Here is an 11,063-nt window from a genome sequence, read left to right on the forward strand (position 1 = left end):
AACATGACGCATTTGCAATGCGCAGGGCGCTATTCGATTGTTTGATGAGCTCGACCGCGTTAGTTCGTTCCGCGGAAACCCTTGCCGACGATCTCGGAGCTGTCGACAATCGTGATAAAGGCACCCGGATCGATCTCGCGCGCGTAGCGACGCAGTTGCACGGCCTCGCGACGACTCAGCACGCTCATAATCACCGTCACGCACTTGCCCGAGAAAGCACCGTAGCCGCGGCTGATAGTCGCCGTACGGTTGAGATGCTTGACGATAAACTCCTCGACCTTAAGGGGCTCGGAACAAATGACCGTGCAGACTTTGCGCAGGTGAATGCTCTCAATGGCCTTGTCGACCACGAGCGTCTTGGCAAACAGGCCGAGCACGCAGTACAGACCGACGCGCGGACCGTACAAGAAGGCCGCGATGGTCACGATGCCGATATCGACCAGCAGCAGCGCACGGCCGATCTCAAGCGTCGTGCGGCGTTTGAGAATCATGGCGAGGATGTCCGTGCCGCCCGTCGAGGCGCCAATATCGAAGACGATGGCGCTGCCGAGGGCCGGCAGAATCACGGCAAAGCACAGGTCGAGCCACATATCGCCCGTCATCGAGACATCGGTCGGGATAAAGAGCTCAAACAGCGAAACATAGGCGGAAAGCGCAAACGAGGCGAAGACGCTCCACAGAATTGCCTTGCGCTCCAAAAAGATAAAGCCCAGAACGACCAGGACCGCATTGATAATCCACATAAAGACGCCGACGGGCAGGGTCGGGAACAGCGTGGACAGAATGACCGACACGCCCGAGGTGCCGCCAAAAGCAAAGTGATTAGGGGTTTTAAACGCGACGATGGCAAAGGCCGTGAGGATCAGGCCCAAATTGAGCTCGGCAAAAAAGCGCGGAAAGCCCGGCTCCTGGCTGCGCTTGCGACCAGCGCGCTCGCCCCGCTCGATAACATCGCGATCGACCACGCGTTCCATCGGCACTACGGGAGGACGATGCACCTCCTCGGCAGCACGCGACGCCGCCTCTGCCGCAGCGGCCTCAATTGCCCATGCCTTGCTTTCTGTTTCGTGCTCGTCGGCCATTACGGCAACCCCTCGTTAACAATTTGGAAACAATGCGCCCATTAGAGTAACGCGGAACGTGGGGATTGCAACCCTTAGTTAGACGAGCGGTATGACTATATCGGGAGCGTACAAAAACGGCCGGCCACGCTTTTGCTTGCGCGGTCGGCCGTTTAATGTTTTCGCAGATAAAACCTGCCAAAACAAACCTGTCCCTTTTTGGAAGGTTATTCGTGCTGGCTGGTGCGGTGCTCGTACTCCTCGGGGGTGATGACATCCTCGATGCGCAGGTTGACGCCCGCCACCTCAAGGCCGGTCATCGCGGCAAGGCGCTCGGTGACACGTGCCTTAACATCGTCGAAGATCGCGGGCGCATAGGCGCCGTACTCGATGATGACGGAGATGTTGACGACCACGCGATTATCGTCGGTGACCTCGACCGTCACGCCCTTGGTCAGATTCTCGGCACCAAACTGCTCCTGCACAAAGTGCATGAGGTTACCCTTCATGCCCAGAACGTGCGGAACCTCGCGGGTGGCCATGGCAACGATCTTCTCGATCACGCCGTTGGAATAGGTCAGCGAGTCCTCGGACTCATCCGCCTCCTCGTCGTCCTCATCCTCATCGGACTCGGCCTCGACAAGAGCCTCGTCCTCGAGCGTCACGTCCTCGGCTTCGGCGACGACCGCTTCGTTCTCCTCGAGCTCGGTATCGGTCACATCGACCTTCGTGTTAAAAGCCATGGTTCCTCCTTATGCCTGCCGCGGATGCGACAGTCGAATACATATTAGCGGCCGCTAAACAGACGGCCGAAGAAGTTGACGATACCGTTCTCGCCGTCGCGAATCTGGCCGATCACGGCGCCGATCAGCACAAAGAATGCGATGACGAGCGTGTCCCACAGGCCCAACGTAAGTACCAGCACGGCGAGGATAAAGCCTGCCACGGCGCCGAGCGTAGTGTTGGGGTGGCGCACGGCGTAGCTCCAGATAGCAGCGCCCGTACCTTTGATGAGACCCATGGCCTCGTCAAAGTCGTTGGCGGCGCTGTCGTGCTGCTCGCCGGCCTCGGGCTTGGTGTCGGCGGACTCGCCTGCCGGCATAGCGTTCTGATCGATCGTCAGGCGCGGCGTACGAGCGGTCTTATCTTGATTGGTATCACTCACCGGAAACCTCCACGGTCTGGACGGTAGTCTTGGACGGCAAAAAACGGACGCGCGCGGTCGTACCCGGCGCGCCGAGCATGGTATCGCAGGCTTCTTCGATGCGCTGCTGCATCGCGGTAGCCAGAGATGCCACGTCCTTATCGTCAAGCGCGATAGCCTCGACCTTAAAACGGACGTGCGAATCGTCGGGGCCTTGGACGCGAGCCTCGACATGCTCGACCATCACGCGGTCGTCGCGCTCGGCAGCAACCCTGGCGCACGAAGAAAGCGCCGCAAGGGTAACCTCGATATTGCGCTCCCCCGCCGGATGCACGCAGGACGGTTCGCGACGGGCGAACATCAGGCGGAAAAAGCTCAGCAGTACGCCGATCGCCACGACGCCGGCGCACGCCGTCACGACGATGCGCGGCATGGGGTCGCGCATCAGCAGCATAAAGCGATACGTATACGGCCCCCAAAACTGGCAGACAAGCGTACCCAGTGCCACGATGGTGGCGGCAAGATACACGATCGCTAGGGCTCGTTTGAGTACGCGCACGCGGCGCTCCCTTCAAATCTCGGCTCTCGAAATGCAGAACGGTTCGCATCATTATAAAAGAGCCGGGTCCGGTGCTCTACGCACGCGGATCCGGCTCATCTATTCCACGAGGCTTGCATGCTCGCTTCATTATGCCCAGATATGCACGGCTCAATCCGTGCTGGCGCTACTCCTCCTCGAGGGCAGCGATGACCTCGTCGGTCATGTCCATGGTGCTGTAGACGTCCTGGACGTCGTCGAGCTCCTCAAGACGGTCGATGAGGCGCTGGACCTTCTTGGCGTCGGTACCAGAGACCTCGGTCGGGGTGGTCGGGACCATGGTGGTCTCGGAACCCTTGACCTGGACGCCCTGCTCCTCGAGCGCCTTGGAGACAGCCATGACGTCGTTGGCAGCAGTCCAGACGATCCACTCCTCGCCGGCATCCTCGTAGTCCTCGCCACCGGCCTCGGCGATGGCCATCATGAACTCATCCTCGTCACCGGCAGCACCGTTGGCGATCATGGTCTCCTTCTTGGCGTTCTCGTCCAGGATCTCCTTGGCGACGACAATCTGGCCCTTGCGCTCAAACTGGAAGGCGACGGAGCCGGAGGTGCCCAGGTTGCCACCAGCGTGGGAGAAGGCGGAACGGACATCAGCGGCGGTACGGTTGCGGTTGTCGGTCAGGCAGTCGACGTAGACGGCGACACCGGCGGGACCGTAGCCCTCGTACACGATGTTCTCGTAGACGGCGGCGTCAGCACCCGAACCAAAAGCCTTGTCGATAGCGGACTTGATCTTGTCCTTAGGCATGGACTGAGCCTTGGCCTTGGCAACGGCAGCGGCGAGGCTGGCGTTGTTCTCGGGCAGCGGGTCACCGCCGAGACGGGCAGCAACGGTGATGTTGCGGCTGAGCTTGGAGAAGAGGGCGGAACGCTTGGCGTCCTGCGCGCCCTTACGATGCTTGGTTGTGGCCCACTTAGAGTGTCCGGACATACGTGTCTCCTATCGGTTTCGACCTAAAGCCCAGCGCAGATGCTCGGGCAATATAAACAAACGTCGTTATGATATACCTACTAGCCTGCGAGATAAACCCCAAAATGAAGGCGTCGTGATGATGTCCCCTTTGGTGCAAAGAAACCTGACCCCAATGCACCAAGTTAGGACCAGAGGAAGTCGCTGCGGGTGACGGTGGCGCCGATGGCGAAGGGCATGCAGGCGATGACCGGATACAGGTAGCGCATGTAGGTCGAGCCGTTGCACGGACCAATCAGGCACACGGCGAGCACGCCCAACAGCGGCACCCAGATCGCCAGCGCACGCCATGAATGACGACGCAGCAGGTAGACCACCACGGCAATCATGATCCACACATAGGTGGCCGAGCTCATGGTGAGCGAAATAAACGGGATGCGCTGCACCGCCACACGGTACAGATTGATCAGGTGGTCACACCAGCGCACCACGTTGCTGTCAACCGGATGGAAGTCGAAGTACTTGAGGTTGTCGGGACGCGCCATGATCTCGGCACTACGCGCCGTGCTGTAGACCCAGGCATCGCGGGCACTCGGATAAAAGTAGCCGTAATAGTTATTGATGAGCGCCGAGATATAGCACTCGGGATCCTTTTTGAACATCTGCGCCCAGACCTCAAAATAGGCCTTGATGTCCTCCTGCGAGGCGTACTCGTTAAAGCAGTTCTTGACGGCATCGGACTTGTCAGGGTTGTAGCGGCGGCCCAGGTTCTCGTACTTGAGCACGCGATCGATCACGACGCGCTCCTCGTCGGTCACCAAACCGTCGCAGGGCGCCTCCACGATGGTGCCGTCCTCCTTTACCGTGGGGTTGACACCCGAGTTGAGGCCATCGTGCTTTTGAACGAAACGAGCCGTCTGCTGGAACGGAATCGAGAGAATTTCGCGCTTGGAGCCGGGCGTGATGTCGTGCGCCGGCATAAAGACCTTGGTGAAGTACATATTAGAGGCAAGGCAGAGCGCGAGCACCGCGAGGACGCCAACCCAGCGGAATCGCGGCGTGACGCATGAGACCGCGGTGCCCGTCTGCTTAGCCGCACGACGAGCGACATGTACATCCCATGCGCAAAACGCCGCCGCGATCATACACGCCGCCAGCGGAAACACCAGGCCTCCATTGCGCAAAAACGTGGAACCCATGGCAGCAAGCGCAAACAACAGCCAGTCATGGCGCGCAAAGAGCACGGGGGCCTTCTCGCCCGCACGCTCGGCATTGGCATCGCGACGGGGCAGGCCGCAGGCCACGAGCTTCACGGTCTGCACCAACAGCACCAAAAACGCGTCGGCAAAGAGCACGTCTTTGGTGAGCAGGGCCGCGTAGTTAGAGAACATGGGCATAAACACAAAGAACAGCAAGATCACGCCGCGGACCGGCAGGCTCACGCCCAGTTTGCGCAGCGACGAGACGGAATAGGCCATGCAGGCGGCCGTAATGACGAACTGAGCGCAGGTGTAGATGGCAAGCCCCGCATTGGCGCTGTTAAAGACCGAAAGCCCCAGTTGAACGCACGAGCCGATAATGGCCGTGTGCACGACCGGGTGATGCCCGTTGAGCAGGACATTGGGGTTGAGTAGGCGCAGGTAGTCGCTCGTGCCGTTGGGATAGTTGAACCACTGGCGAATCTGCGCACCCGTATCTCCCATAAAAAGGCCGGGCAGCGAAGCGATGAGCGTGGGCGCCCAGGCGATCATAAGCACCAGGAAGGGCCCGGCAAAGGGATGGGCCGAGAGCACGGCGTGAGCCACACGCCATACGCGGCCAAAGTGCGCTTCGGAAAACGGAATGCGCCGAGAGCTCAGCCAATCTAGACACTCAAAAGCCAGGTAGAAGGCAACGATCGCCAAGAGCATCCAGCCCGCGCCGCCAATCCAGGCACAGATGATGCGGGCCTTGTCGCCAAGAACAATCTCGGCCGAGTCGGTGAGGTCGTAGCTGCGGCCGAACACCATGCAGATGGCGAAAAACAGCGACGGCAGAATGATCGACGGGCGCCAGGTGTCGCCACGGCCAAAGAATACGTAGCGAAACGGCAGCGTGAGCAGGCAGGCAAGCGCAAGCAGCATGACCGCGTCGGTATGGCCGGCAAACGAGAGGAGCACCTCGTAGCACACGTACAGCATGCCCGAGGCTTTGGGGTCAATCGCCAAGACTGCGTTGCTCGACACCGGGGCGGGATCGATGGAAAACGCCGTGGTCGCCAACAGCGCGAGCAGAAATGCGATGAGCGTCTGCTTGGCGGGGTAGCGCTTAAACCAGACGATGCGGGCCGCGTCGCGCGCAGCCGTTGTGGAGAGATCGGAATCCTTCACAGTCCAAAGAGCCTTTCTAGAAACCTGCCAAAAAGGGACAGGTTTATTTTGGCAGGTTTTATCTGGGGAAACGTTACGGTTCTGTCATCGTTGCCCAGCAAACCACCACAAAAGTGCCTGTCCCCTTTGTGGTGGTTAGGAGTCGAGGTAGATGCGCTGGGGACGGTTGCGGCGGAGGGCAAAGATGACGAGCGCCAGGCCCGCAATCACGAGCGGAAGGCTCAGCAGCTGACCCATCGTGATGACGCCGCCCAGCAGATAGCCCAGCTGGGCATCGGGCACGCGCACGAACTCGACGAGGAAGCGGACGATGCCGTAACCCATCACAAACACGCCCATAAACGTGCCCTGGGGCAGCAACGGCTTTTTGCGGCTGAGCACCTGCAGGATGCAGAAGAGCACAATGCCCTCAAGAAATGCCTCGTAGAGTTGGGAGGGGTGACGCGGCATATCGCCCGCAGTCCCGCCAAAGACTACACCCCAGGGCAGATCGGTCGGCTTGCCCCACAGCTCACCGTTGACAAAGTTGGCACAACGGCCCAGACACAAGGCCAGCGGCGCGCCGATGACAGCAAGGTCTGCCAGAGTCCATGCGTCGAGCTTATACATGCGGCAAACGATGATGCCGCCGATAATGCCGCCGACCAGGCCACCGTGGAAGCTCATGCCGCCTTCGTTGGTGGCAAAGATCTCGAGCGGATGTGCCCAGTAGTAGCCGTCGCCGTAAAAGATGACGTAGAACAGGCGGGCGCCGATGATAAGGCCAAAGACCACACCGACCACGACGCTCGTCAGGTCGTCAATCGTGATGCTAAAGCCCCAGCGACGCTGCGTGCGATACATGACGACCGCCGTGAGCAGAGCTCCGACCACATAGGCCAGACCATACCAGTAAATCGTGATGGGCCCCGCCGAAATCGCGACGGGATCAAGCATATGGTAGAAGTCGTTGAGCATGTCGACCCTCCTACTCCCTACATACAAATGCGGCCGCGGGCCTTGCGCTCGCAGCCGCATATTTGGGCGTAACGTCTATGCGGAGTATGCCGTCCGCAGCTTTCGCATCTTAGAACGGCGCGTACTCGTCGTACAGGTCGTCGGTCTCGCCGGAGGCATTAACCTGCTCGACACGGGTAACGCCGGGCACATGCTCCTTGAGGATACGCTCGATACCCATGGACAGGGTCAGCGCGCTCATAGGGCAGCCGGCGCAGGCACCCTGCAGCTCCAGTTTGACGACGCCCTCGTCGTCAACACCCACATACTCCATATCGCCGCCGTCGGCCTGCAGGTTGGGGCGAATCTCTTCAAGAACCTTCTTAAGCAGCTCTTCGTTAACAGCCACAGGGGCTCCTTTCTCACAATAACGCGGGCACGCCCGCGGACAGGGGCTATGTTACTACAGCCATGTACCCGCTCACGAGCCATCCATGCGCGCGGACACGACTTTCACGAGCAGTCAATTTGGGACGGGGATCTTTTAGCTGCCTGTTGTTACCAGCTGGCATTGTCACGCGCTACTGCTGAGCCTGCCCCTCGGTACCGATGTGAACATCGACGATAACCTGGCGGTAGCTAATACCGCAGGAGTCGAGAATGCGGCGGCTGATGCGGCCGTCGTCGGTGTCGGCGTACTTGTTGTCCAGATAGACGACCTCGCCTACACCCACCTGCGCCAGGATCTTGGCACAATCGTGGCACGGGAACAGCGTGACATAGACCGTGGAACCCTCGAGATCCTTGAGTGAGCCACGGTAGTTGAGCACGGCGTTTGCCTCGGCATGGACCACGTAGTTGTGCTTGTCCTGCAGCGGATCATCGCTCGTACCCCACGGGAAAAAGTCGTCGTTGAGCGCCGAGGGTGTACCGTTGTAGCCCACCGAAAGGATACGGTGGTTGGTGCTGGCGATGCACGCACCCACCTGCGTGTTGGGGTCCTTGCTGCGGCGCTGCGCGGCGATGGCCACGCTCATAAAGAACTCGTCCCAGCTAATGACGTCCAGGCGCTTGCCTGACGAAGTTTGATGAAGATCGTCCGACATGGCAGACACCTCCGTAATCGCAATAGTTTGACCCATTGTAGCAGGTGAAAGGTGGGGGCGTTTGTCCCACCGGCGCCCTCACTTTTACACGCGGCGGGGCTTTTGGTTGATGCGGTAGAGCTCGGCGAGACCCCGCAGCGTCAGTGCATCATCTACCGTCAGGCTGTGGCCGACCAGCGACGCGAGTGCCTCGGCATCGTCGCCGGTAATGACGATGGGCACGTCGCCCTCCCCCGCGGCCTTGGTCGCACGCATCTCGGCAAGCACCATGTCGAGCATACCGTCGATGCGGGCCACCTCGCCCAAGACCACGCCCGAGCGCATCGCCTCGCGCGTGTTGCGGCCGATGACATGCGTGGGTGCCGAGGGCTCAACCTGGGGTAGGCGCGCCGCAGCGGCCGAGAGCGAGCGGGCGCCAAGCGCCAGACCCGGCGCGATGACGCCGCCCACAAAGGTGCCGCGCGCGTCGATGACCTCGATATTGGTCGTGGTACCCAAGTCGATCACGATGCACGGAGAGCCGTAGACGGCACGGGCCGCCACGGCGTCGGCAATGCGGTCGGGGCCGATCTCGGCCGGGTCGTCGTAGCGGACGGGCATGCCGGTCTTGAGGCCCGGCCCCACGGTGAGCACGCGCCCCGTGCAGGTGCGAAAAAGTGCCGCCTTCCACGGACGCTCGAGCGCCGGCACCACGCAACTCAGGACTGCAGCTGCGGGAACGAGCGCGCCGGGCATGCCCGCATCGGCCGCCAGCGCGGCCATGACTTGAGCGAGACGCATACGCGCTTCGTCGGCCGTAATGCTCGACGGCGTCGTGATCTCGCACGTCGCAAGCGGGCATTCCTGTGCCGCGGCCGAATCCTCGGCAAACAGGCCAAAGCGAATGAACGTGTTGCCCACGTCGACCGTCAATATATATGCGCACCCATTAAGCATCGTCGGCACTCCTTTCGTCTGTCCAGCAGTATATCGCCTACCTAAACCAGTCATCCCAAAATGACTAGCTTGCGGCTATACTGGTGCGCGGTCGTTTGCGAGCTCACGCGGCGGCCCTTGGTAACCCGACTTCCCGCGCCGTATCCGTAACGGCGCTCCCGGGGGAAGCGGATATACGCAAAGGAGTTTTATATGAGCAATCCCTCGAACCGCGCTTCGATGCGCGGGCAACTCACGCTGCGCGGCGTCGTCATCGGCGTCCTTGGCTGCGTGATCATCACGGCAAGCTCGGCCTACACCGCCCTCAAGATGGGCGCACTCCCCTGGCCAATCGTCTTCGCTGCCGTCATCTCGCTGTTCTTCCTTAAGCTCATGGGCAACGCCAGCCTCAACGAGGCAAACGTCACCCACACCATCATGTCCGCAGGCGCCATGGTCGCCGGCGGTCTGGCGTTTACCATCCCGGGCGCCTGGATGCTGGGCTATGCCAACCAGATCAGCTGGCTCGACATGTTTATCGTGGCACTCGCCGGCACTATCCTGGGCCTGTTGGCCACGGCACTCATCCACCGTCACTTTATCGTGGACGCCGCGCTTGAGTTCCCCACTGGCAACGCCGCAGCTCAGACCCTGCGCGCGACCGAGGCCGGCGGCAAGACCGGCAAGCAGCTCTTTGGCTCCATGGCCATCGCCGGCATCTATAGCGTGCTGCGCGACGCCCTGGGCATTGTGCCCAGCATGCTGTGCACGCTCAACATTCCCGGCGTGACCTTTGGTATCTACAACTCGCCCATGCTGCTCTCCGTCGGCTTCCTCGTGGGCTTCGCCCCCGTCGCCTTCTGGTTTGCCGGCGCCCTGCTGGGCAACTTTGGCATCATTGTGGGCGGCACCGCTGCCGGTCTGTTCGACGTTGTGACTGCGCAGGGCATCGTCAAGTCCCTGGGTATGGGCCTCATGATGGGCTTTGGTGTCGCCGTCGTCCTCAAGGACATCCTGCCGCAGGTCGCCGGTATCGTCCGCGGCCTCGCCGCCGACAGCTCCACCGACACCGACGAGCAGTCGCTCATCTCGGGTTCCCTTAAGCTCGACGCCGGTATCATCGGCCTGGGCGCTGCCGCCATCGCCGTGATCATCGCCATCGTGCTCGACCTTGGCCCCGTTCCGGCCGTCATCGTCACGCTGTTCACCTTTGTCACCACCATCATGAGTGCGCAGAGCTGCGGCCAGACGGGCATCGACCCCATGGAGATCTTTGGCCTCATCGTCATGCTCATCGTTGCCGCCTTCGCGCAGCTCGCTCAGGTCAAGCTGTTCTTTATCGCCGGCATCGTGGCCGTAGCGTGCGGCCTTGCGGGCGACGTCATGAACGACTTTAAGGCTGGCGCCGTGCTGGGCACCAACCCGCGTGCGCAGTGGATCGGCCAAGCCATTGGCGGCATCGTGGGCGCCCTGGTCGCCGCAGCCGTCATGGTCGCGCTCGTCACCGCCTATGGCCCGGACGCCTTTGGCCCCGACAAGAGCTTTGTTGCCGCGCAGGCAAGTGTTGTCGCCACCATGGTCTCGGGCATCCCGAGCGTGCCGTGGTTCGTTGGCGGCTTTATCGCCGGCATCGTCATGTACTGGCTCGGCATTCCGGCCATGATGATCGGCCTGGGCGTGTACCTGCCGTTCTACATGTCACTCACGGCATTCCTGGGCTCCTGCGTCAAGCTCGCCTACGACAAGTGGTCCGCCCACCGCGACGCCACCGCTGGTCTTTCTAACGAGGAGAGGGCTGCCAAGGACGCCGCCTTCCAGGAACAGGGCCTGGTCGTTGCCAGCGGCCTGCTGGGCGGCGAGTCCATCGTCGGCGTTATTCTGGCGTTTGTCTCCGTGGGCTTAAGCCTGCTGGGCTAAGCTGAGCAGCTGCTCGACAGCAACCATATTGCCTACGATTTGCCCGGTCGGTAGCTTTGAACTGCCTCCCATTTCTTGGACATGAGAAATGGGAGGCTTTCTTT

The 11,063-nt window shown here is 61.1% G+C and carries 11 protein-coding genes; 1 reads left to right on the forward strand and 10 read right to left on the reverse strand.

Annotated elements, in window-relative coordinates; all coding sequences use genetic code 11:
- Positions 1-59: 59 nt before the first annotated feature.
- The 10 genes from DXB86_RS09310 to DXB86_RS09355 form a co-directional block, all read right to left on the reverse strand.
- Positions 60-1,082 (reverse strand): YitT family protein, encoded by a 1,023-nt coding sequence (locus DXB86_RS09310; protein ID WP_082435553.1) that lies wholly within the window; start codon positions 1,080-1,082, stop codon positions 60-62.
- A gap of 206 nt (positions 1,083-1,288) precedes the next feature.
- A complete protein-coding gene (locus DXB86_RS09315; protein WP_117736912.1) occupies positions 1,289-1,804 on the reverse strand; it encodes an Asp23/Gls24 family envelope stress response protein in 516 nt (171 codons plus the stop codon).
- A 44-nt stretch (positions 1,805-1,848) separates the two neighbouring features.
- Complete coding sequence (locus DXB86_RS09320; protein WP_233502694.1) at positions 1,849-2,226, reverse strand: DUF2273 domain-containing protein; 378 nt, start codon at positions 2,224-2,226, stop codon at positions 1,849-1,851.
- Positions 2,219-2,764, reverse strand: a complete 546-nt coding sequence (locus DXB86_RS09325) for a hypothetical protein (RefSeq protein WP_117640268.1) — start codon at positions 2,762-2,764, stop codon at positions 2,219-2,221. The genes DXB86_RS09320 and DXB86_RS09325 overlap by 8 nt, the downstream gene beginning before the upstream one ends.
- 166 nt (positions 2,765-2,930) lie before the next feature.
- Entirely contained in the window at positions 2,931-3,737 is an 807-nt protein-coding gene (locus DXB86_RS09330; protein WP_055251993.1) for a YebC/PmpR family DNA-binding transcriptional regulator, read from the reverse strand.
- A 164-nt stretch (positions 3,738-3,901) separates the two neighbouring features.
- Positions 3,902-6,085, reverse strand: coding sequence for a DUF6020 family protein (locus tag DXB86_RS09335; protein WP_233503175.1), 2,184 nt, complete (start codon positions 6,083-6,085; stop codon positions 3,902-3,904).
- Between the two features lie 135 nt (positions 6,086-6,220).
- Positions 6,221-7,042 carry a prolipoprotein diacylglyceryl transferase gene (gene lgt / locus DXB86_RS09340; RefSeq protein ID WP_117637655.1) on the reverse strand — a complete coding sequence of 274 codons (822 nt, stop codon included), beginning with the start codon at positions 7,040-7,042 and terminating at the stop codon, positions 6,221-6,223.
- A gap of 109 nt (positions 7,043-7,151) precedes the next feature.
- A complete protein-coding gene (locus DXB86_RS09345; protein WP_117637654.1) occupies positions 7,152-7,430 on the reverse strand; it encodes a NifU family protein in 279 nt (92 codons plus the stop codon).
- Between the two features lie 172 nt (positions 7,431-7,602).
- Positions 7,603-8,127, reverse strand: a complete 525-nt coding sequence (locus tag DXB86_RS09350; protein WP_099432128.1) for a dCMP deaminase family protein — start codon at positions 8,125-8,127, stop codon at positions 7,603-7,605.
- A gap of 84 nt (positions 8,128-8,211) precedes the next feature.
- Positions 8,212-9,063, reverse strand: a complete 852-nt coding sequence (locus DXB86_RS09355; protein ID WP_117637653.1) for a type III pantothenate kinase — start codon at positions 9,061-9,063, stop codon at positions 8,212-8,214.
- A gap of 192 nt (positions 9,064-9,255) precedes the next feature.
- On the opposite strand from DXB86_RS09355, the gene DXB86_RS09360 reads away from it, so the two are divergent.
- Positions 9,256-10,959: an OPT/YSL family transporter gene (locus tag DXB86_RS09360; protein ID WP_117736913.1), complete on the forward strand. Its 1,704-nt coding sequence runs from the start codon at positions 9,256-9,258 to the stop codon at positions 10,957-10,959.
- Positions 10,960-11,063 lie beyond the last annotated feature (104 nt).

It is taken from the genome of Collinsella sp. OM06-18AC (genome assembly GCF_003438785.1).
In the GTDB taxonomy this organism is placed as follows: domain Bacteria; phylum Actinomycetota; class Coriobacteriia; order Coriobacteriales; family Coriobacteriaceae; genus Collinsella.

Bases quoted from the DNA above. Each gene is read 5' to 3' on its own strand.
- DXB86_RS09310 (WP_082435553.1), bottom strand. From the start codon at position 1,082: ATGGCCGACGAGCACGAAACAGAAAGCAAGGCATGGGCAATTGAGGCC.
- DXB86_RS09315 (WP_117736912.1), bottom strand. From the start codon at position 1,804: ATGGCTTTTAACACGAAGGTCGATGTGACCGATACCGAGCTCGAGGAG.
- DXB86_RS09330 (WP_055251993.1), bottom strand. From the start codon at position 3,737: ATGTCCGGACACTCTAAGTGGGCCACAACCAAGCATCGTAAGGGCGCG.
- lgt (WP_117637655.1), bottom strand. From the start codon at position 7,042: ATGCTCAACGACTTCTACCATATGCTTGATCCCGTCGCGATTTCGGCG.
- DXB86_RS09350 (WP_099432128.1), bottom strand. From the start codon at position 8,127: ATGTCGGACGATCTTCATCAAACTTCGTCAGGCAAGCGCCTGGACGTC.
- DXB86_RS09355 (WP_117637653.1), bottom strand. From the start codon at position 9,063: ATGCTTAATGGGTGCGCATATATATTGACGGTCGACGTGGGCAACACG.
- DXB86_RS09360 (WP_117736913.1), top strand. From the start codon at position 9,256: ATGAGCAATCCCTCGAACCGCGCTTCGATGCGCGGGCAACTCACGCTG.